The sequence below is a fragment of the Myxococcus sp. CA005 genome, from assembly GCF_006518205.1.
Classification (GTDB): Bacteria; Myxococcota; Myxococcia; order Myxococcales; family Myxococcaceae; genus Myxococcus; species Myxococcus xanthus.
This window is the reverse complement of record NZ_SRLV01000096.1, coordinates 1-21,117: the sequence shown is the minus strand read 5'-3', so window position 1 is coordinate 21,117 and position 21,117 is coordinate 1. Positions and strand designations below refer to the sequence as shown.

Annotated in this window: 20 protein-coding genes; 3 read left to right on the top strand and 17 right to left on the bottom strand. The window is 69.5% G+C overall.

Annotation, left to right across the window (positions count from 1 at the left end; all coding sequences use genetic code 11):
* Nucleotides 1-17: 17 nt before the first annotated feature.
* The gene (locus FMQ63_RS30955) at nucleotides 18-947 is read left to right on the top strand and encodes a YXWGXW repeat-containing protein (protein WP_011551281.1); all 930 of its coding nucleotides are present in this window, start codon (nucleotides 18-20) and stop codon (nucleotides 945-947) included.
* Between the two features lie 63 nt (nucleotides 948-1,010).
* Here the strand turns inward: FMQ63_RS30955 and FMQ63_RS30950 are convergent, their stop codons facing one another.
* Nucleotides 1,011-2,132: an isoaspartyl peptidase/L-asparaginase family protein gene (locus FMQ63_RS30950; RefSeq protein ID WP_020478257.1), complete on the bottom strand. Its 1,122-nt coding sequence runs from the start codon at nucleotides 2,130-2,132 to the stop codon at nucleotides 1,011-1,013.
* A gap of 120 nt (nucleotides 2,133-2,252) precedes the next feature.
* Between FMQ63_RS30950 and FMQ63_RS30945 the strand changes: the two genes are divergently transcribed.
* Nucleotides 2,253-2,924 (top strand): type 1 glutamine amidotransferase domain-containing protein, encoded by a 672-nt coding sequence (locus FMQ63_RS30945; protein ID WP_011551279.1) that lies wholly within the window; start codon nucleotides 2,253-2,255, stop codon nucleotides 2,922-2,924.
* Between the two features lie 51 nt (nucleotides 2,925-2,975).
* Here FMQ63_RS30945 and sufT read toward each other — a convergent pair whose 3' ends face one another.
* The 7 genes from sufT to FMQ63_RS30910 are packed head-to-tail and all read right to left on the bottom strand — an operon-like array spanning nucleotide 2,976 to nucleotide 9,287.
* Complete coding sequence (gene sufT / locus FMQ63_RS30940; RefSeq protein WP_026114149.1) at nucleotides 2,976-3,518, bottom strand: putative Fe-S cluster assembly protein SufT; 543 nt, start codon at nucleotides 3,516-3,518, stop codon at nucleotides 2,976-2,978.
* A 14-nt stretch (nucleotides 3,519-3,532) separates the two neighbouring features.
* The gene (sufU, locus tag FMQ63_RS30935; protein WP_011551277.1) at nucleotides 3,533-3,991 is read right to left on the bottom strand and encodes a Fe-S cluster assembly sulfur transfer protein SufU; all 459 of its coding nucleotides are present in this window, start codon (nucleotides 3,989-3,991) and stop codon (nucleotides 3,533-3,535) included.
* On the bottom strand, nucleotides 3,988-5,211 hold the full coding sequence (locus FMQ63_RS30930; RefSeq protein WP_011551276.1) for a SufS family cysteine desulfurase: 1,224 nt from the start codon (nucleotides 5,209-5,211) through the stop codon (nucleotides 3,988-3,990). Before FMQ63_RS30930 ends, sufU begins: the two co-directional genes overlap by 4 nt.
* Nucleotides 5,208-6,548, bottom strand: a complete 1,341-nt coding sequence (gene sufD / locus FMQ63_RS30925) for a Fe-S cluster assembly protein SufD (protein WP_011551275.1) — start codon at nucleotides 6,546-6,548, stop codon at nucleotides 5,208-5,210. Before sufD ends, FMQ63_RS30930 begins: the two co-directional genes overlap by 4 nt.
* On the bottom strand, nucleotides 6,545-7,333 hold the full coding sequence (sufC, locus tag FMQ63_RS30920; protein ID WP_011551274.1) for a Fe-S cluster assembly ATPase SufC: 789 nt from the start codon (nucleotides 7,331-7,333) through the stop codon (nucleotides 6,545-6,547). Before sufC ends, sufD begins: the two co-directional genes overlap by 4 nt.
* Nucleotides 7,334-7,335: 2 nt before the next feature.
* Complete coding sequence (gene sufB, locus FMQ63_RS30915; protein WP_011551273.1) at nucleotides 7,336-8,772, bottom strand: Fe-S cluster assembly protein SufB; 1,437 nt, start codon at nucleotides 8,770-8,772, stop codon at nucleotides 7,336-7,338.
* Nucleotides 8,769-9,287, bottom strand: a complete 519-nt coding sequence (locus FMQ63_RS30910) for an SUF system Fe-S cluster assembly regulator (RefSeq protein ID WP_011551272.1) — start codon at nucleotides 9,285-9,287, stop codon at nucleotides 8,769-8,771. Before FMQ63_RS30910 ends, sufB begins: the two co-directional genes overlap by 4 nt.
* 184 nt (nucleotides 9,288-9,471) lie before the next feature.
* Between FMQ63_RS30910 and FMQ63_RS30905 the strand changes: the two genes are divergently transcribed.
* Nucleotides 9,472-10,656: an ABC transporter substrate-binding protein gene (locus FMQ63_RS30905; RefSeq protein ID WP_020478259.1), complete on the top strand. Its 1,185-nt coding sequence runs from the start codon at nucleotides 9,472-9,474 to the stop codon at nucleotides 10,654-10,656.
* A 24-nt stretch (nucleotides 10,657-10,680) separates the two neighbouring features.
* Here the strand turns inward: FMQ63_RS30905 and FMQ63_RS30900 are convergent, their stop codons facing one another.
* The 9 genes from FMQ63_RS30900 to FMQ63_RS30860 form a co-directional block, all read right to left on the bottom strand.
* Nucleotides 10,681-10,860, bottom strand: coding sequence for a hypothetical protein (locus FMQ63_RS30900; RefSeq protein ID WP_011551270.1), 180 nt, complete (start codon nucleotides 10,858-10,860; stop codon nucleotides 10,681-10,683).
* Complete coding sequence (locus tag FMQ63_RS30895; RefSeq protein WP_020478260.1) at nucleotides 10,857-11,714, bottom strand: hypothetical protein; 858 nt, start codon at nucleotides 11,712-11,714, stop codon at nucleotides 10,857-10,859. Before FMQ63_RS30895 ends, FMQ63_RS30900 begins: the two co-directional genes overlap by 4 nt.
* A complete protein-coding gene (locus FMQ63_RS30890) occupies nucleotides 11,714-12,826 on the bottom strand; it encodes a hypothetical protein (protein WP_011551268.1) in 1,113 nt (370 codons plus the stop codon). Before FMQ63_RS30890 ends, FMQ63_RS30895 begins: the two co-directional genes overlap by 1 nt.
* Nucleotides 12,823-14,400: a TadE/TadG family type IV pilus assembly protein gene (locus tag FMQ63_RS30885; RefSeq protein ID WP_011551267.1), complete on the bottom strand. Its 1,578-nt coding sequence runs from the start codon at nucleotides 14,398-14,400 to the stop codon at nucleotides 12,823-12,825. The genes FMQ63_RS30890 and FMQ63_RS30885 overlap by 4 nt, the downstream gene beginning before the upstream one ends.
* Nucleotides 14,361-15,143, bottom strand: a complete 783-nt coding sequence (locus tag FMQ63_RS30880; protein WP_011551266.1) for a TadE/TadG family type IV pilus assembly protein — start codon at nucleotides 15,141-15,143, stop codon at nucleotides 14,361-14,363. The genes FMQ63_RS30885 and FMQ63_RS30880 overlap by 40 nt, the downstream gene beginning before the upstream one ends.
* A gap of 176 nt (nucleotides 15,144-15,319) precedes the next feature.
* On the bottom strand, nucleotides 15,320-16,861 hold the full coding sequence (locus FMQ63_RS30875; protein ID WP_011551265.1) for a DUF4388 domain-containing protein: 1,542 nt from the start codon (nucleotides 16,859-16,861) through the stop codon (nucleotides 15,320-15,322).
* A gap of 16 nt (nucleotides 16,862-16,877) precedes the next feature.
* Nucleotides 16,878-17,708 (bottom strand): tetratricopeptide repeat protein, encoded by an 831-nt coding sequence (locus tag FMQ63_RS30870; RefSeq protein ID WP_011551264.1) that lies wholly within the window; start codon nucleotides 17,706-17,708, stop codon nucleotides 16,878-16,880.
* A 33-nt stretch (nucleotides 17,709-17,741) separates the two neighbouring features.
* Nucleotides 17,742-18,947, bottom strand: a complete 1,206-nt coding sequence (hemW, locus tag FMQ63_RS30865; protein WP_011551263.1) for a radical SAM family heme chaperone HemW — start codon at nucleotides 18,945-18,947, stop codon at nucleotides 17,742-17,744.
* Between the two features lie 13 nt (nucleotides 18,948-18,960).
* On the bottom strand, nucleotides 18,961-21,117 hold a 2,157-nt coding region (locus FMQ63_RS30860), incomplete at its 5' end, for a plectin 1 isoform 8 (RefSeq protein ID WP_141276830.1).

Genomic DNA, 21,117 nt, shown 5'->3' with positions numbered 1-21,117 from the left:
CCCACGGAGATGACGCGATGACTCCTCGATGGTGGGCTTGTCTGGTGACCTTGCTGGCGGCGCCCATGGTTCACGCGCAGACCGCGCCGGTCCCCGCGTCAGAGCCTGGATATTCCGAATACGCGTACGACGACACGGAGTTCGAGGACGAGGACACGGCGCCCATGGCGCCCTACGCCCCGCCCCAGCTCCCCGCCGAGAATCCCTCCGGCCGGCCCTTCACGGGCGCCGTCTGGGCCTCCGGCCACTGGTACTGGGATGGCGACGAGTGGCGCTTCAACGCCGGCACCTGGCTGGCGCCCATGGACGGCTACCGGTTCATCAACGGCTACTGGGAGCCGGATGGCCGGATGTGGCGGTGGGTGTCCGGCGGCTGGGCCCGCCATGACTCCCCGGTGGTGGAGATTCCCATCGCCGTGGCGAGCGAGGAGCTGTCCACGCAGCAGGCGCCTCCGCCGCTCCGCGTCGAGCACGCGCCGCCGCCGCCAGCCCCCTCCTACGTCTGGACGCCCGGCTACTGGTACTGGGCCGGCGCCAACTACGTGTGGGTGGACGGCATGTGGGCCGCCCCGCCCCGTCCTGGGCTCGTCTACGTGTCGTCCCGGTGGATGCGCCGCGGGCCCTCCTGGTACTTCTCCGCTGGCGGCTGGGCCACCCGGGGCTCGGTGCGTGTCACGGTGCCCGTCTACCGCCACGCGCACGTCACCGTGGCGCGCCGGCACCCGCACTACTTCACGCACTCCTGGCGCCGCTACCCCGCGGTGCGCCACCACGTCTACCACCCCGGGAACCACTACCGGCGTGGCCCCGGCCCGGTGCGTCAGCACTACCGTGGCAACAACGGCAATCACTGGGGCAATGGCAACTACCACCGGGCGTCGCCCGGCGGGAACGGGGGCGGGGGACATCACCGCCGCGATGGGGGACATCGCGGCGGCCGGGACTGACGCCTCACGGCGCGCTCGGGGAGGCCCCCCGGGCGCATCCCGGATGGTGGCCTCCGTGCGCTGCTACTTCGCGCCAGCGGCCTCCGCCGCATCCCGGAAGATGGCCACGACGGGCTTGCCGTCCTCGCCCACGTAGCCGCGGTACATGCCGGCGGAGTTGAAGGGCATGGCCACGTTGCCCTCGCGGTCCATCGCGATGACGCCGCCCTCGCCGCCGACCTTCACCAGCACGTCGTTGATGACGACGTCGGCGGCCTCCGGCAACGGCACGTTCTGGTATTCCACGCGGGCGCAGATGTCGCGCGCCACGGTGTAGCGAATGAAGAACTCGCCATGGCCGGTGGCGGACACGGCGCAGCGCGCGTCCGCATACGTCCCCGCGCCGATGATGGGCGAGTCCCCCACGCGGCCGTAGCGCTTGTTCGTCATGCCTCCCGTGGACGTGGCCGCGGCGAGCGCGCCCGTCTGGTCCAGGGCCACGGCGCCCACGGTGCCGAACTTGTGGTCCCCGCTCACCGGGTCATACCCCGCCGGGAGCGCGGAGGATGGCTGCGGCTGCGAGCGCTCCTTCTCCAGCGCGCGCTGGAGGCCCTGCCACCGGTCCTCCGTGTAGAAGTACTTCGGGTCCACCAACTCCACACCCTGCGACTTCGCGAAGGCCTCCGCGCCCTCCCCCACCATCATCACGTGCGGCGACTGCTCCATGACGAGCCGCGCCAGCGAGATGGGGTTCTTCACGTGCCGCAAGCCCGCCACGGCCCCCGCCTTGCGCGTCGTGCCATCCATGATGGCGGCATCCAGCTCGTTGACCCCGTCGTGCGTGAAGACGGCGCCCTTGCCCGCGTTGAAGTACGGAGAGTCCTCCAGGATGCGGACCGCGGCGCTCACTGCGTCCAGCGCGGAGCCACCACTGGCCAACACCGCGTGTCCCGCCTGGAGGGACTGGGTCAGCGCGGCGCGGACCTCCTCCTCGCGCTCTGGGGAGAGATTCTCCCGGGAGATGACACCCGCGCCGCCGTGGATGACCAGCCCCCACTTCGGCTTGGGCGCGGGTGCATCACGCGAGGTGGGCTGCTCGCTGTCGGTGCGAGCAGCCCCAGTCTGGGTGGCACAGCCCACGGGAGAAAGCAGCATCACGGCACCCACGACGAAAGAACGGCGGAGGAGAACGGAAGCGGCGGACATTCGAAGGACCTCCAGAGCGCTCCGTCGGTAGCACGCCCTCCGGGGAGGCACAACGCGGGGCCCAGCGGGAATGCACAGTGTCGAGACGACAAACCGTTCCGACACAGCGAGGTGTGCGCGATGAAGAAGCTGAAAGGGTTGCGAGTGGCCGTGCTCGCGGCGGATGGCTTCGAACAGGTGGAACTGACAGCACCGGTGAAGAAACTGGAGCGTCAGGGCGCCGACGTGACGATTGTGTCCCCCCACAAGGGCCGCATCCGCGGGATGAACCTTCTCATTCCAGGGAAAAGGGTGAGCGTGGACGCGTCCCTGCGTGAGGTGAAGGCGGCGGACTTCGACGCGGTCCTCCTCCCAGGAGGTTTCGTGAACCCGGACCTCCTCCGGCAAAGCGCGCTCGCGCTCGACTTCGTCCGCGACGCCGACGCGCTGGACATGCCCATCGCCGTCATCTGCCATGGCCCCTGGGTGCTGATTTCGGCGGGACTCGTGGAGGGACGGGCGCTGGCCGCGTGGCCGGGCATCCGCGACGACGTGCGCAACGCGGGTGGCCGCTGGGTGGACGAGCCGGTGATGCGCGATGGCAACTGGGTCTCCAGCCCGGGACCGCGACAGATGTTCGCGTTCATCAAGGGCATGGTGGAGCTCTTCGCGGAGAAGATGCCGGAGGTCTCTGCTCGTGCGCCGATGGTGCCCGTGCGCCAGGCAGCGCCTTCCCGGTGGCCGAAGCTGCTCGCGGGAACGCTGGCCACCGCGGCGCTCGGATTGGGCGCGCGGCGGCTGGCCCTGCGCTGAGACGTCACCGGCCCTTGGCGAAGCAGCTCGCCGAGGGCCTTCGTCCCGCTGCTACATCCAACCAAGCTGGAGCCGCGCCACGTCCGACATCCGCTCCTGCCCCCAGGGTGGATCCCAGACGAGCTCCACGCGCGTCTCCGCCACCCCAGGCACCGAGCCCACCTTGGTGCGCACGTCCTCCACCAGCACCGGCCCCATGCCGCAGCCGGGCGCGGTGAGCGTCATCTGGATGTCCACCCGCTGCCCGCCTTCCGGCAGCGGCTCCGCCTTGCACGCGTACACCAGGCCCAACTCGACGATGTTCACCGGAATCTCCGGGTCGTACACCGTGCGCAGTTGCTCCCAGACCTGCTCCTCGTTGAACTCGCTGAGGTCGCCGGCGGCCTTCTCCTTGGGGGCGTACTCCTCGCCCAGCGCGCCGCCGTCCTTCTCGTCGATGCGGAAGAGCTGACCGTAGGGGTCCTGCACCGTGATGTTGCCGCCGAGCGTCTGCGTCACCCGCAGCTCGGCGCCTTCGGGCAGCACCACCCGGTCCCCGCTGGGGATGATTGTCGCGGACACGTCGCGCTCCAGCACCGCCATCATTCCTCGCATGTGGCCCTCCACCCCTACTCCGTGGACACGGCCTCGCCGCGTCCCTCCAATGCCGCGCGCAGCGTGTGCCAGGCCAGGCTGGCGCACTTCACCCGCGCGGGAAACTCACTGACGCCGGACAGCACCGCCAGCTTGCCCAGCGCGTCCACGTCCACCGACTCCGGACCTTCCGTCACCAGCTTGTGGACGCGCTCGAAGAGGTCCTCCGCCTCCGCGCGCGTCCGGTCCTTCACCGCCCCCGTCATCAACGACGCGGACGCCTTGGAGATGGCGCAGCCCTGGCCCTGGAAGGCCACGTCCTTGATGACGCCGCCCTCCACCTTCAGCGTCACCACCAACTGGTCACCGCACAGCGGGTTGTGGCCCGCCGCCTCCGCGGTGGCGCCCTCCACCACGCGGTAGTTGCGCGGCCGCTTGGAGTGCTCCAGCACGACCTCTTGATAGAGGTCCTTCAAGTCATCCGACGCACTCACTGGAACACCTCCAGGACCTTGTGCAGGCCACGGACGAGCGCGTCCACATCCTCGCGCGTGTTGTAGAGCGCCAGCGACGCCCGGGACGTGGCCGGCACCTTGAAGTGCTGCATCACCGGCTGCGCGCAGTGGTGGCCGGTGCGGATGCAGATGCCCTCGCGGTCCAGGATGGTGCCCACGTCGTGCGGGTGGATATCCGCCAGCATGAAGGACAACACGCCGGACTTCTCGCGCGCCGTGCCCACCATGCGCAGCCCCGGCACCGACTCCAGCGCCTGCGTGGCGTAGGCCAGCAGCTCCCGGTCGTGCGCGGCGACGTTCTCCATCCCCAGCGCCTCCAGATAGCGGATGGCCGCCGCCAACCCCACCGCGCCCTCCAGGTTGGGCGTGCCCGCCTCGAAGCGGTACGGCACCCGGTTGTACGTCACCTTCTCCATCGTCACGGAGAGGATCATGTCGCCGCCGCCCTGGTAGGGCGGCATCGCATCCAGACGCTCCTTGCGCCCGTACAGCACGCCGATGCCGGTGGGGCCGAACATCTTGTGCCCGCTGAAGGCGTAGAAGTCGCAGCCCAGGTCCTGCACGTCCACGGGGAAGTGCGTCACCGCCTGTGCGCCGTCCACCAGCACGGGGATGCCCTTCGCGTGGGCCCGCCGCGTGAGCTCCTTCACCGGCGCCACGGTGCCCAGCGCGTTGGACACGTGCGTCACCGCGAGGATGCGGGTGCGCTCCGTCAGCAGCGCGTCCACGGCGTCCAGCACCAGCTCGCCCCGGTCATCCACGGGGATGACCTTGAGCACGGCGCCCGTCTGCTCGCACAGCATCCGCCAGGGGACGATGTTGGCGTGGTGCTCCATCTGGGTGATGAGCACCTCGTCCCCGGCGCCAATGTGCTTGCGCCCGTACGTCTGCGCCACCAGGTTGATGGCCTCGGTGGTGCCACGCACGAAGACGACTTCCTTCACGTCCCGGGCGTTGATGAAGCGGCGCACCGTCTCACGCGCGCCCTCGTAGGCCTCCGTGGCGCGCTCGGACAACACGTGGACGCCGCGGTGCACGTTGGCGTTGTCGTGCTGATAGAAGCGCACCAGCGCGTCGATGACGGCCTGCGGCTTCTGCGCCGTGGCGGCGCTGTCCAGGTACACCAGCGGCCGGCCCCGCACCTCCTGGTCGAGGATGGGGAAGTCCTTACGGACCTGATTCACGTCGAAGCCGCTCATGCCGTCACCTCGCGCTGCGCCGCGCCTGGCAGCTTCAAGGCCAGGAGCGCTTCGATGTTCGCGCGCACAGGGCCGGCGGGCACCGCCTCCACCACCTCGCGAGCGAAGGCGTAGGTGAGCAGCCGCTCCGCCTCTGCCTGGGGCACGCCGCGCGAGCGCAGGTAGAACAGCGCCTGCGCGTCCAGCCGCCCCACCGCCGCGCCGTGCGCGCACTTCACGTCGTCCGCGAAGATTTCCAACTGAGGCCGTGCATCCGCCTGCGCCGACTCCGACAGCAGCAGGTTGCGGTTCTGCTGCCGCGAGTCCGTGCGCTGCGCGTCCTGCCGCACGCGGATGAGCCCGTGGAAGGTGCCGCGTGAGTGACCATCCAGCACGCCCTTGTACAGTTCGCGGCTGGTGCACCGGGGCACCGCGTGGTCCAGCGCCGTGCGGTTGTCCAGGTGCTGCGCGCCCTGCCCCACGTACAGGCCATTCAATGTCGCGTCGCCACCCTCGCCCGCGAAGGCCGCGTGGACCTCGTTGCGCGCCATGGCCCCACCGAAGGCGAAGGCATGCGAGGCGAAGCGGCTGTCCCGCCCCTGCCGTGCATGGAGCGCGCCCACGTGCAGCGCCGCGTCCGCCTCCACCTGGAGCTTGTAGTGGTGGAGGCTGGCGTTGTCGCCCAGCGTCACCTCCGTCACCGCGTTGGTGAATGTCGCCGCCGAGCCCGCGGGGCCCGCGCTGGCATACGTCTCCACCAGCGTCGCTTCGCTGCTCTCCCCCGCCACCACGAGGATGCGCGGGCTGGACAGCACCGGCGCGTCGCCGCGCGTGAGGAACACCACCTGCACGGGCACCTCGCTCAGCGCGCCCGGTGCCAGCCGCAACAGCACGCCCTCTTCCAGCAGCGCCGCGTTGAGCGCGGTGAAGGCGTGCTCGTTCGCCAGGGCCCGCTGCCCCAGCACGGACTCCAGCAGCTCGCCGTCCTCACGCACCGCGTCCCGCAGCGGCTTCAGCGTCAGTCCGCGCGGCAGGCCCGCCACGGACGACAGCTCCGGCGCCAGCCGCCCATCCACGAACACCAACCGGGGCCCCGGCAAGCCCAGCCGCTCCACCACCGCCGACAGGTGGGCGGTGTCCCGGGACACATCCGTCCGTGGAATGAACGTTCCTTCCGCGATGGCCCCCAGCCGGGAGTACTTCCACGCCTCGTCACGCGTCGTGGGCAGGCCCTGCCGCTCGAAGTGGGCCAGGGCATCTGCGCGCAGGCGCTTGAGCCACTGCGGCGCGGACGCCTGTTCGGGCGCCGCCTGGAAGCGCGTGGCCACATCCAGGTAGTGCGCCAGGGCCGTCGTCATCGCCGCGCCTCCGCCACCGGCGCCTTGGCCTTTCCACCGTCCAACCCCAGCCAGCCGTAGCCCTTCTCCTCCAGCTCCAGCGCCAGCTCGCGCCCACCGGAGCGGACGATGCGGCCCGCCGCGATGACGTGCACCTTGTCCGGGACGATGTAGTCGAGCAGCCGCTGATAGTGCGTAATCAGCACCATGCCGCGCTCGGGCGAGCGCAGCGCGTTGACGCCACCCGCCACCGTGCGCAGCGCGTCGATGTCCAGGCCGGAGTCCGTCTCGTCGAGGATGGCCAGCCGCGGCTCCAGCACCGCCATCTGGAAAATCTCGTTGCGCTTCTTCTCGCCGCCGGAGAAGCCCTCGTTCACCGAACGGTTCATGAAGGCCGCGTCGAGCTGCACCAGCTTCGACTTCTCCTTGGCCAGTTGGAGGAAGTCCATGGCGTCCAGCTCCTCCAGCCCCTTCGCGCGGCGCTGCGCGTTGAGCGCGGTGCGCAGGAAGTGGATGTTGCCCACGCCCGGAATCTCCACCGGGTACTGGAAGGCGAGGAACACGCCCGCGGCGGCGCGGGCCTCGGGCGACAGCTCCAGCAGCGGCTTGCCGTCGAACAGCACCTCGCCCTGCGTCACCTCGTAGCCGTCACGGCCCGCCAGCACGCTGGCCAGCGTGCTCTTCCCGGAGCCGTTGGGGCCCATGATGGCGTGGACCTCGCCGGGCGCGACCTCCAGGTCGATGCCCTTGAGGATGTCCTTGCCCGCCACGCGGGCGTGCAGGTTGCGAACAGTCAAAAGCGCCATACCTACCCCACGCTCCCTTCCAGGCTCACTCCGAGCAGCTTCTGCGCTTCCACCGCGAACTCCATGGGGAGCTCCTTGAACACCTGGCGGCAGAAGCCGTTGACGATCATCGACACCGCGTCCTCCTGCGAGATGCCCCGCTGCCGGCAGTAGAAGAGCTGGTCCTCGCCAATCTTCGACGTGGACGCTTCATGCTCCACCTGCGCCGACGCGTTCTTCACCTCGATGTACGGCACCGTGTGGGCGCCACACTTGTCACCGAGCAGCAGCGAATCGCACTGCGTGTAGTTGCGCGCGTTCTCCGCGCTCTTGAGCACCTTCACCAGCCCCCGGTACGTGTTCTGCCCGCGGCCGGCGGAGATGCCCTTGGACACGATGGTGCTGCGGGAGTTCTTCCCGATGTGCACCATCTTCGTGCCCGTGTCCGCCTGCTGCATGTGGTTGGTGAGCGCCACCGAGTAGAACTCGCCCACCGAGTCATCCCCCTTGAGGATGACGCTCGGGTACTTCCATGTAATCGCCGAGCCCGTCTCCACCTGCGTCCACGAAATCTTCGCCGCCCGGTGCGCGATGCCACGCTTGGTGACGAAGTTGTAGATGCCGCCGCGCCCCTCCGCGTCGCCCGGGTACCAGTTCTGCACCGTGGAGTACTTGATGGTGGCGTTGTCCAAGGCCACCAGCTCCACCACCGCGGCGTGGAGCTGGTTGGTGTCGCGCATGGGGGCCGTGCAGCCCTCCAGGTAGCTCACGTGGGAGCCCTCCTCCGCGACGATGAGCGTGCGCTCGAACTGGCCCGTGTCCGCCGCGTTGATGCGGAAGTACGTGGACAGCTCCATGGGGCAGCGCACGCCCTTGGGGATGTAGACGAACGAGCCGTCGCTGAAGACCGCCGAGTTGAGCGCGGCGAAGTAGTTGTCCGAGTACGGCACGACGGTGCCCAGGTACTTCTTCACCAGCTCCGGGTGCTCGCGCACGGCCTCGGAGAACGAGCAGAAGATGACGCCCGCCTTGGCCAGCTTGTCCTTGAACGTGGTGGCCACCGACACCGAGTCGAAGACGGCGTCCACCGCCACGTTCTGCAGCAGCTTCTGCTCATGCAGCGGGATACCGAGCTTCTCGTAGGTGCGCAGAATCTCCGGGTCCACCTCGTCCAGGCTGGCCTTCACCGGCTTCTGCTTCGGCGCCGAGTAGTAGCGGATGGCCTGATAGTCGATGGGCGCGTAGGTGACGGCCTGCCACGTGGGCTCCTTCATCGTCTTCCAGTGGCGGAAGGCCTTGAGGCGCCAGTCGAGGAGGAACTCCGGCTCACCCTTCTTCGCGGAGATCTGGCGGATGACGTCCTCGTCCAGCCCGGGGGGAAACGTGTCCGATTCCAACTGGGTGACGAAGCCCGCCGCATACGGGCGGCGCGTCAGTTCCTGGAGGGTTTCGGTGCTCATGAGCGGACTCCTGTCGCGGAAGCGGGAGGGGGGTGGCCAGCGGCCGGGGAAGGCGCCGGGCGAGAGGGTGTCCCCAGGCCCACGAGGCGCTCTGGCACGCGGGGCGCGGGGGCGATGAGGTCCGCCAGCGTCAGCCGCCCCAGGGCCTCCTGAATGGCGTCGTTGATGAGGCGCCAGTGGCCCCGCACCTGGCAGACGGACTCCAGCTCACAGGGCGCACCCCCGGAGGTGTGGACGCCACACTCCGTGAGGGCGACCGGCCCTTCGAGCGCGGTGACCAGTTCGGCCAGCGGAAGCTCATGGGCCGGGCGTGCCAGTCCGTAGCCGCCGTTGGCGCCACGGTGCGACACCACGAGCGCCGCCTGGAGCAGGCTCTTGAGCACCTTGCTGGCCGAGGGAAGTGGCACGCGCGTGCGCGCCGCCAGCTCACGGGTGGTGCGCGTGTCACCCTCCGCGCGAGCCAGCTCGGTCATCAGCACGATGCCGTAGTCGGTCATCTTGCTCATCCGGAGCATGGGTGCGGGTGTCTCCTCTCTGGGTCCAGGCGCCGAAAAAACTCGGGCCACGGAGGACCTCATATGTAATCAGGACCGTTTCAGTCCACATTGCAATTTGAATCCCTCCCTGAAGCGCCGCTGGTTGGAGGGCGGGGGGGAGAGGGATAGGGTGACACCACCGTCCCCCGGAGGAACCTTGCCGATGCGCCGTCCCCTGATGCTGCTCGCGACCCTGGCCCTGGCCGTGGTGGCCTGCGAGAAGAAGAACGCGCCCGCCGCGCCCTCGCCGGAGGGGCAGGCGACCGGGGTACCGGCCGCTCCGGTGGACTCGAACACGATTCTGCTGGGAGAGGTCGGCAGCCTCACGGGGAGCGAGGCGACCTTCGGGGTGTCCGCGCGCAACGGCATCGAGCTGGCGCTGAACGAGGCCAACGAGGCGGGCGGCGTGAAGGGCAAGAAGCTCCAGGTGCGCGTCTACGACAGCCAGGGCCGGCCAGAGGAAGGCGCCCAGGCCGTGACGCGGCTCATCACCCAGGACAAGGTGGTGGCGATTCTCGGCGAGGCGGCCTCGTCGGTGTCCATGGCCATGGCGGAGAAGGCGCAGGCGGGCAAGGTGCCCATGGTGACGCCCACGTCCACCGCGCCGGAAGTGACGCAGAAGGGCGACTACATCTTCCGCGTCTGCTTCATCGACCCCTTCCAGGGGCTCGCCATGGCGAAGTTCGCGCGGGAGAACCTGCAGCTGTCCCGCGTCGCGGTCCTGCGCGACAACAAGAGCGCGTTCTCCATGGGCCTGGCGGACGTGTTCACCGCCAGGTTCAAGGAGTTCGGCGGCGAGGTGCCGGGCGACGAGAGCTACTCCAAGGGCGACACGGACTTCCGCGCGCAACTGACGTCCCTCAAGCGGCTGAAGCCGGACGCCGTCTTCGTCCCTGGCTACTACACGGACGTGGGCATCATCGCGCGGCAGGCGCGTGAAATCGGGCTCAAGGTGCCGCTGCTCGGCGGCGACGGCTGGGACTCCGACAAGCTGTACGAGCTGGGCGGCTCCGCGCTGGAGGGCAGCTACTTCGCGAACCACTACTCGCCGGACAACCCGGACCCGGTGCTCCAGAGGTTCCTGGCCCGCTACAAGGCCACCTACGGCGGCGTGCCGGACAGCGTGGCCGCGCTGGCGTACGACGCGGCGCGGGTGACCATCGACGCCATGAAGCGCGCGCCGGACCTGAGCGGCCCTTCGCTGCGCGACGCGATTGCCGCGACGAAGGAGTTCCCGGGCGTGACGGGCAAAATCACCCTGGACGCCAACCGCGACGCGGTGAAGGAGGCCGTGGTGCTCAAGGTCTCCGGCGGCAAGGCGGAGTTCGTCACCACGGTGACGCCGTAACCGCGGCGCCCAGGCCCCCGTGCCTCAGATGGGGGCCTGGATGACGTAGTAGATGGAGTTGAAGTAGCGGTGCAGCGCGTTGAGCAACTGCACCAGGAAGGGCCACCCCATCGTGCTGAAGCCCAGCAGGGCCGCGGTGACGATGGCGTACTCCACCATGGACTGGCCGCGGGCGGACCGCGACGGACGCAGGGACTTCCTCATGGGGCAACGCTCCGGCGTAGCAGCGTGAGCTGGACCTCGACTCCCGGGCCCGGCGAGAGGTCGCGCAGCACCGCGCGGCCGCTCACGGACTCCTTGAGCACTTCGAAGGCGATGCCGTTCGGCGCCACCGGTGCGAGCGTTCCCACCTGCCAGCCGCGCTCACGGAAGAGGGCACCGTAGCGCCGTGCCGCCGCATCCGGCGAGTCCGCCTGGAGCTGGCCCGTCACCACGTGGTGCGAGGCGCCCTCCAGATTGAAGTTCACGGTGCGCGTCTCCGCGAGCTCGCCGGGCACGGGAAGCCAGGCGGGCACGGCCGCCGCCCGCGCCAGCATGGAGCCCACCTGGCCGGCGGAGACGAACACCAGCGTCTCCCCCCCTTGCGCCAGTGTGGACACCAGCCGCACCTCTTCCGTGGCGGGGCTCCAGTAGCCCACGTAGCCGCCCTTCTCTCCGTGGCGTTGGTGCAGCACCGGCAGCCCCTTGGCGAGCAGCGCCTGTGTGTAGTGCTCCAGGACCTTCGCGGGCGCGTCTTGCGTGGAGAACCACGCCACCGCCATGGGCGCCCCAGGCCCCAGGTAGTCGGCTGCGAGCGGTTCGGGACGGGTGGCGTTGGGGTACGGCGGGAAGTGGACCAGTGCCCGCTGGAGGATGGCCTCCTCCGCGGGCGTGCGCACCCACCCGCGGGAGGATGTCTCCACCTCGGTGCCCAGCTCCGGCGGGCTCCATTCCTGATGGCTGTCGCTGCCCCGGTAGACAGCGTGCTCCCATGAGAAGCCGATGAGACCGCCCACCACCGCCACGGAGAAGAGCAGCGCGGGAATCCGGACGACGGGGCGCGAGGCGGCAACGGGCATCAGCACGACTCCGACCTCGCGCAACCCAGGTACCAGTTGCCACGCGCCTCGTAGGTGCGCTGGTTGTTGTTGCGCCCCCAGTCCTGCCACTCGTTGCTGAAGTAGCCCTGGCGGCCTCCCTGCTGCTCGATTTCCTCCACGGCGCCGTCACCACTCTGGTCGGGCTTGATGGCGAGGCTGGGATTGCGAGGATCATCCCCAGGCGTCCTGTAGCTCTGGGATTCCAGCCTCAGGCTGTCATGGAGGAGACCCGAGTTGATGGCCTGGTTCACCAACCGCTCGGACGCGCTCGACATGTCGGTGAAGCCGCTGTTGTCCTCGTTCTGATAGAGCTGGGTGACGCGCTCGTGCATCCCTCGCCCACCCGCGGTGCCCGGCCGCACGTCCGCGTGCTCCGTGAGCGCCCAGGTGTCGGTGAGGATGGCAATCTGCTCCCAGGGGAGCAGATAGACGTTGTCGCCTCGGGCATGGCCCTCCGGGAGATTTTCGCCCGTTGCGTTTCTGTGGATGCCGTTGGCCCGCTCCTGCTTCTCCTTGGCCAGCTTCACCTCGGAGAATTCCGGCAGGAACGACTCCGGCAAGAGATAGTTCTGGACGCCCAGACGCGCGGAACAACGGATGAGGCCACCCCGCCCGAAGGTATCCATGAAGGACTGGTGGAGTGAGACTCCGTACGCGCCCACGGCCTGTGCATCCAGGGTGCAGTACACCTGCCGTGCGCCAGGGTTGAGCCAGCACGCATGGGCGACAACGTCCGTGTGGTGGTCTTCTGAATCGGGATTGGCGCTGCACTCCGGACCCTTTCCTGGGCCGTAGCTGTCGATACCCGACTCGTGGTCGCAGTACATGTACCGCGAATAGGCCTGTGCCATCTCGAAGCCGGAGAAGGCCTCCGTCGTCGTCCCCCCGTCCTCCGTCGCGACGCTCTCGGGCTCCTTCTCATAGTCCAGGACGGTGTAGTCCCAGGCCGTGGACAGGGAGGTCTCCTGCGAGTCCAACATGTGGCGCAGCAGGTCGAAGAGGAACAGCGAGTAGAGGAACACGGGGACGATGACGAGCATGCACACCGCCATCTCCACCGCCGCGGCACCTCGCCTGGATGCGCGCTTCACAGGGACACCCCCGGGACCCGCGCCAGCCGGGATGCGTCCGTGTTGCCTGCCGCTTCCAGGACCTCCGCGGCCTCGTCGGATGAGATGGGGTGCAGCTTCGCGCGCCAGTAGGGACTGAAGAGGTTGGGCGCCTCACGCCAGCCATTCGCACCGAAGCGGTGGTAGTAGACGAGCGCCTTGGAGAGCGCCACGCCATCCTGCGCCGCGAGCGTCAGCGTCGCTGTCCCCTGCGCGCCATGGTCCAGTTGAATCTGGGCCGACGCGTTCAACTCCCAGGGCGCCCGGCTCGGGTCGCCGACCCGGAGTCGCCGCGTCAGGTAGCTGTACACGCGCGGCTGCCCCCAATCCCTGCCAGAGGAGGGGTTGGCTCGGAACTTCATGAAGCAGTTGCCCGACCGGGCGCAGCCCGACAATGCGTTGGCGTTGATGCCCTCGAAGTTGTGCGAGCCCGAGTGCGCGCCACCCGGGGTATGGTCACCGCCGTTGGCATCGCTCCAGACTTCCGCCTCGTAGTCGGTCGTCGACGTGAGCTGGTGCTCCCAGGTATTCCGAATCGCCCCTTCCTCTCGCGCGGCGACCGTCGTCCCCTGATTACCGCCTTTCTTCCCGCCGTCGTTGACCTGGCCCTTGTCCTGAACCGACTTCGCCGTTCCCTCGTGAGAGGTCACCGTGTACGGCTTCTTCTGTGCGATGTCCCGAAGGTCCCGGATGACGTCGTCATGCAGGTACGGAGGCTTTGCAACCCCGCGCGCTGCGGTCTTTCGTGCCGCCGGCCAGCCAGAACGGGTGGCGTTGGAGATTTCCGTCATGACCCTGGCGAGCGCTTCGGGCGAAGCGTTCTCCACGCTCCCCCGGCAGTTCATCCCATCCACCGCGCAGTTGAATTCATTCGCGTTGAGCCCCCCCACGGCCTGCGGTAGCGCACCAACGTCCGGCGCGGTGTAGTCCGCCAGGAGCGACAGGCCATGGCTGCGGCCATCCTGGATGGCCTGAAGCGTCTGGGAATGCGCCTCACGCTGGGAGGCATGCAGGTTGTCTACCATGACGTCGAGCCCCCGGATCGCGGCGTTGAAGCTGGACTCCAGGGCACGGACCTTCTGGTCGTACTCACGGCCCGCGTTGGCGAACTCGGTCGCGATCTTCGTCGCTTCAATGGCGTGCAAGCAGTGCTCGTAGCACCCCTTGCAACCGCACATGATTTTCTCGCGCCTTGCGAACTCCTTGAAGTTCGCCTCCGAGGCCCGCATCATCGAACCCGTCACGCTCGCCGCCACCATGTATGCGTGGATGCTGTTCATCGCGACGTAGGAAGCCGCGATGGCCCGGTTGCTGACTGCATAGTAATTGAGCGACCGCGCCTCCAGGACCGCCATGGAGTACGCCAACGCGTCGCTGTGCTGCTGCAAACCCATCTTCTGGCGCAGCGCATGTGCGAGGTTGAAGCTCAGCGTCACCATCAGCGCGAGCACCAGGAAGGACAGCGCTCCCAGGACAATGGATTGCCCTCGCTGTGCGCGTCTCCTGGCCGAGGCGCTCACGGCGCCTTGCCTTTGTAGGAGAATGGGAAGACGCATTCGTTGCTCCCTGGGAGGGCTGCCCGGTTGAGGAAGAAGTTGGACTGCATCCGCATGGTGTAGGTGGCGCGAATGGGGGTGATGTAGATTTTCTGCGCAGCCGCCTGCTCCAGGAGGGACTCCGTGCGGTCCGGTTTGTCGCCCTGATTCTTTGGATCGGTAGGCTTGCGATACATTCGCAGTTCCTTCTGCAGCTCGCGGCCACGGGTGGATTCGTAGATGACCCAGTCCGCGAAGGGGATGATCATCCGGTAGTTGAACGTCACCTGGACGCGCAGCTTGGTGCGGTGGCTCTCCTTCCAGCCCGTGGGCGCGGTGTTCCGGGGGTCATCGAAGTCCAGCTCCGGCCCACCTCCGCCGGCATCGCTCCGCGTGGGGCCGCAGACGGTGACCTGCGCGTGTTTCAGTGACGTACCGGGAATCTGGTTGCCCGACACGTCACGCCACTTGGCCTGGAACTCCGCCGCGCTTCCCACCGGGGGGATGTAAGCCCCCTTCTGCCCGGGAACGCTCAGCATCGGCATCAGCACCGCGAGCGCGGCCTTCTCCATCTCCTCGACCTTGGCGCTGTTCAGCGACCCAGCCCGCACAGCCTTGTAGGCGGCGTACTTGGTCAGCAGCCGCGCCTGGTGCATCAGCCCCAGCTGGAGGATGCCCAGGATGAGGAAGACGAACAGGGGAAGGACAATGGCAGCTTCGACGGCCGCCTGGCCCGACTGATTCCTCTCACGAATGCTGCCCATGGCGCCAAAGACTACCTAGCGCCCCCCGCAAAAAGGAAAACCCAGACCCCTCCCGGCCCGCAAATAATGGCATCCACTGTCAGACGCCAAACAGACGCCACCCACAGGGGCTGGAAATGGCCCCAAACCCAACACCAGACAAACCCTATCAGGCAGGCAGCCAGGCAGGGGCTTGCCTAGCGCCGCCGGACAATCTCCTGGATGAGTTCGACGTAGCGGCGGTTCTTCGGGTTCAGCTTGAACGCCCTGCGAAACGCGTCTTCGGCCTGCCCCCACTGGCCTTCGCCCTGGGCCACTTCTCCCAGGAAGGCCCAGCCCTCCTCCAGCGTGGGCTCCTGGCGCAACACCTCCTGCAACTCCTGCTGCGCCAGCCGTCCGTGCGCCTCCGGCTTCATCAGATAGCGCGCGTAGGCCCGGTAGGCCTGGTACAGCGGCTTCGGGTCGATGTCGCAGGCGTACTCGAAGTACTCGAAGGCCCCCGCGTGGTTCCGCGCGGCCAGCCGGAATTTCGCCTCTTCGAACTGCGTCGTCGCATCCAGCAAGTCCGTGCGGATGCGGAACTGTTCGGCCGTGGTGGGCCGCGTGCCCCGGTCCTTCTCCCGATGCGCCGCGCGCCGCTTGCGCCACAGCAGGTTCTGCTCCGCGTCCGACAGCGCGCCAAACGCCTTCGCATGGGCCGCCAGCAGCACCTCCGCCTTCTCGCGGAGCTCCGGCGTGTGGAAGCGCAGGGGCGCGTAGCGGTCCGCCAGGGCCAGGAAGGCCTTGCGCAGCGGCACCGGCTGCACGTCCTCGGGCACGTCCAACAGCGCGAAGGGGTCCTTGCTCCGGTGCGACATGAAGGCGCTCACCAGGGCATTGCGCGCCGCCTCGTCCTCGTCGGAGAACGGCGTCCCCTGCGGAGCTGGCGCCGCCACCGGAGGCGCCACCGGTTCGGGCGCGGGCGCGGCGGGCGCCGTCCCCTTCCCCGCGCTCAGCCGGGCCGCCTTCGCGTCCACGTCCTCCACGAAGCCCGCGACCTCCAGCAGGCACAGCGCGTACAACCGCCGGAGCACCACCTCCGTGTCGAACCCGGTGCGCTCCATCAGCTCACCGAAGGTGGGGCGCAACCGGAGCGCCTGGAACAGCCGCGCGTCCTTCGACGACAGCTTCAGCCCCGCCTCCGTGCCCGGCATCTGCCCGAAGCGGCGCTCGTCCGTGAAGGTGAAGTGCGTGGCCACCGCGTCGAAGGGCATCACGTTGGCCACCCCCGTGAGGATGAGCTGGCCCGTGTTCGTCCGCACGCTGGCGTCCGGAGGCTCCACGTCGGCGATGAGCCGGTACTTCGCGTCCACCCAGCGGAAGCAGTCCAGCAGCTTGTGCGCCAGGTTCGCCTGCAATTGCTTGTACAAGTCGAAGGGACTGATGAGGCCCTTCTGCACCAGCAGGCCGCTGAGCGGCACCTCCGCGGAGATGCTCTCCGCCAGCGCCTTCTGGTAGTCCGTCTCCGACAGCTTGCCCTTCTCCACCAGGTACTTGCCCAGCGTCTCGTGGAGGAGGTTGGACTGGCACGCCACCGGCGCGCCGTCCTCGAAGACGATGCGCTTCTCCCGCTGGCGCACCTTCAATTCCAACGTGCAGGTGCGCTCCTCCGCCATCAGCGCGTGAAGCAGCAGGGGGAACGGCGTATCGGCCAGCACTCCCTCCCGCTGGCGGAGGACCTGCGACGGCGTGGGGAACATGGGCGAGAGCCTAGCGCTACTCGCCCTGGTACTCCTCCATCCCCACCGCACTGGGTGGCTCGCCATACGCGCCATGGTCGTAGCGGCCGCCGTAGTCTCCCTCTGGGGTTATTACGAACCGGGGCAACATGGACGCCAGCAGGCTCAGCACCAGGGCCACGGCCGCCGCGTACATCAACGGCCGGCTGGGCCGCGCGCGCCAGGCCCACTTGCGCTCCCGGCGCCGCTGGAACCGGGGCGCCACCACGTATTCGGACCAGGCCAGGTCGCGCATCCGCTTCGCGTCGTCGCCGCGGCCCGCCCGGCTCAGGGCCTTGGCGAGCAGGTAGCGGCCTTCCACCGTGCCGTGTCGCACCTTGCAGTAGCGCTCCAGCGCCTCCACCGCGCCCGGCACGTCGCCGCGCTTCAGCCGGAAACGGCCGCGCTCCAGGTCGATGGCGCCCAGCTTGTGGTCCGGGTCCAGCTTCGCCGCCTCGTCCAGCAGCAGCTCGCCGCGCTGCGCGTCCCCGGCGCCCAGGTAGGCCACGCCCAGCAGGTACAGCGTATCCACGTCCTCGTCGCCCGCCTCCAGGTTGGGCTTGAGGATGTCCACCGCCTCGGCGTAGCGGCGCTGCTCCACGCGGATGTCCGCCAGTTCGTGCCGCGCGCGCCGCTCATGCGGGTTGGTGAGGATGGTGCCCGCCAGTTGCCCCGCGCGCTGGAAGCGCTTGAGCAGCCGCACCGGGCTGGGCAGCACCTGCCACGTGAAGCGGTCCGCCACGAAGATGATGACGATGATGAGGCCCAGCGACAGCAGCGGGCTGCCCGTCAGCAGGGTGAGGAACAGCCACAATATCCACTTGCTCATACGCCTCTCGAAATCCGTTCCAGTGGACGCCGCCTAGAGCAGCCGCGCGCACACGGCGCTGTGGACGTCCGCGCCCTTCTCCGTCAATGCCAGCCGCCCGTCCCGCAGCGTCGCGAAGCCGTGCGCCACCAGCCGCGCGACTTCCGCCCGCCGGGGCTCCACCGGCTGTCCATATCGCTCGCAGACGGCCTCCCAGTCCACGCCCGACACCAGCCGCAGGCCCATGGCCAGGCGCTCCGCGAAGAGCTCCTCCGGGCCCAGCGGCTCGCGGCCTTCCTCTGGCAGCCGCCCCGCCTCCGCCTCCACGAGGTAGCGCTCCGCGCTGCGCAGGTTCACGTACCGGTGCGGCTGGGGCGACAGCAACATGCCCGTGGCCCCCACGCCCAGCGCCAGGTACTCCCCGCCGGTCCAGTACAGCGCGTTGTGGCGCGAGCTGAACCCTGGCCGCGCGTGGTTGGACACCTCGTAGCGGTGCAGCCCCGCCGCCCCGTACACCTCGCGCACCACCCGCGCCATGTCGACCACGGTGTCGTCGGGCGGCAGCTCCAGCTCACCGCGCTTGAGCCGCTTCGACAGGGGCGTGTCCTCCGCCAGCACGTCGCGCTCCACCGTCAGCGCGTACGTGGACAGGTGCTCGGGGGCCAGCGCCACCGCCCGGCGCGCATCCGCCTCCACCTGCGCCACCGTCTGCCCGTGCACGCCATAGATGAAGTCCATGGCCACCACCGGGAAGGCCGCGCTCCGGGCCGCGTCCACGGCCCCTTCCACCATGGCCGCGTCATGCGCGCGCCCCAACGCCTTGAGCGTCTCCGGCTGGAAGGACTGCACGCCCAGCGACAGCCGGTTCACCCCCGCCGCGCGGTAGCCCGCGAAGCGCTCCGCGTCCGCGCGCTCCGGATTGCCCTCCAGCGACACCTCCACGCCAGGCGCCACCCGCAGCCTCGCGGCGATGCCATCCAGCACCTGGGCCACGTAGCGCGGGTGCCACAGGGACGGCGTCCCACCGCCCAGGAAGATGGAGTCGAGCACCTTCCCCGCGAGCGAGGGCTCGGCGGCCAGCCGGGTGTCCAGCTCCGCCAGCACCGCGCGGGCGTAGCGCTCCTCCGGCACCTGCCGCGCCACCGCCACCGCGAAGTCGCAGTACGGGCACTTCGCGAGGCAGTACGGGAAATGCAGGTACAGCCCGAAGCGGGCCGCCGGCATTCCCGTGAGGGCATCCACTGGCGCGTCGAAAGGCATGAAGGAAAAACCTCTACCTCTTGCCCTTCAATTGCGCCTCCAGCCGGGCAATCTTCGCCTTGTAGCCCGCCGCGTTCTCGAGCGCTGTCTCGGCCGCCACCAGCTTGCGCTTGAGGTTGGCAGCGTCCGCCTTGAGCTGCTCGCGCTCCGCCTCCCAGTCCGCTGGCGCACCCGCGCTCTGGGAGGGAGTCCCCGGCTGCTCCGCCAGCTTCGCCTCGAGCGCCCGCCGTGCCTCCTGCTCTGCTCGCAGCGAGGATTCCACGTCGGCCCGCTTCTGCTCCTCGGCCTTCAGCGACGCCTCCGCGCGAGCCAGCTTCGCCTCGGTCGCAGCGCGCGCCGCGTCCGACTTGCCGGCCGCCGCGGCCTGGGCCTTCGCGCCTTCCAAGGCCCCCTCCATCATCTTCAGCCGGCCCTGGAGGCGCTCCACCTTGTCCGCCTCGGCGCGCGCGGCCTCCAGCTCCTCGGTGAGCGAGGCCACCTGCGCCTCGGCGCCGCCCTGCCCCACCGTCAGCGACTCCACCTGGGCCTCGGCTTGGGCCGCCTTCACCTCCGCATCGGTGCGCTCGACCTCCGCCGCCTCGCGGCGCGCACGCTCCAGCGCCAGCGCCTCGTGGGCCTTCGCCACCTCTGCTTGCAGCCGCACCAGCTCCGCCTCGCGCTGGCCGGACGCCGCCTCCAGCATGGACACCCGGGCGGCCAGGCCGACGCGCTCGGCGTCCTTGGTGGCCGCCTTCAGCTCCACCGCGGCGAGCTGTTCCTTCCACGACGCATGGTCCGCGTGCGCGGCCTCCACCGCCGCCGTCAGCTCGGACACCTTCGTCTCGGCCTGCTGCACCGCCTCGCCCAGCGCCGCCGCGTCCGCTTCCATGCGGTCGCGCAACGACACCTGCTCCACCTCGGCGGCTTCCAGCGCCTCCTTCAGCGCCGCGGCCTCGCCCTCCGCCAGGTGCGCCCGCTCACTGGCCTGTGCCAATCCCTCTTCCAGGGCCTGTGAGCGCTCCTCGGCCTTGGCCGCCTCCGCCTCCAGCTTCGCCTTGAGCTGGGCCAGCTCCGCGGTGCGCGCCTCCAGCGCCTGACGCAGCGCGGGCAGCTCCGCGGCCTCGGTGGTGCGGGCGGTGAGCGCCGCGCGCAGGCCCACGATTTCGGCGTCCTTCAGCGCCAGCGAACGCTCCAGCTCCGCCACCTGCTCCTGCAGGGTGCGCAGCCCGTCCTCCACCACCGCCAGTTGCTTGCGCGCCTCGTCGCGCTCGGCCTCCAGCGTACCCGCGCGGCCCTGGGCCTCCTCCAGCGAGCTCTTCGACCAGTCGCTCTCGCTCTCCAGCGCGCTCAGCCCAGATTGGGCCTCCTCCAGCGCGGCCTCCAACTGCGCGGTGCGCAGGCCCAGCGAGTCCTTCTCCGCCGAGGCGGCCTCCAGCTCGGAGGTCAGCCGCTCCACGTCGGCGATGGCCTGCTGGTACTGCTCCTGAACGGCCTCCAGGGCGCCCTGGGCCTCGGACTTCTCCGCGGCCAGCTCCGCCACGCGGTCCTGGGCCAGCGACAGCGCTTCCTTCGCGCCAATCAGCTCCTCGGCCACGGCGCCACGGGCCTCGCGCTCCTCCTGGAGCTCCGCCGTCAGGCGCGGCACATCGGATTCGACCTCCGCCAGCGCGCGAGACAGGTCCTTGCGGTCCGCCTCCACCGCGGAGAGCTCATCCTGGAGGCTGGCGAGCCGCGACTGGGACTCCGCCTCCGCCCGGGCCAGCTCCTCCTGGAAGGCGGAGACACTGGCCTTCGACTCCGCCAGCTCCTTGCGCGCCAGCGTCAGCGACTGCTTCACGCCGTTGAGCTCGCCGTCGCGCTCCGCGTACAGCGTCCGGGCCCGCGCCAGGGTCTCCGTCTTCTGGCGGACCACGGCCCGGAAGTACTCCAGCTTGTCCTCGGGCGAGCCGCCCATGGGCATCCGGATTTCGGGCGGCTCACCAAATGGATCATTCCCCGGGGCCCGCGCGGCGCGGACGGCGGGGGCAGCAGCGGCAGCCGGGGACGCGGGCGCCTTCGGGGACGCGGGCGCTCCCGTGCCCTTGGGCACGGCGGCCAGGGGGGCGGCCGGACGGCGCGGCGGCAACGGAGGCGGAGCGGCGGGCGGTGGAGCCGAGGGCGGTGGCTTTGGCAAGGGCCTGGAGGCCACGGG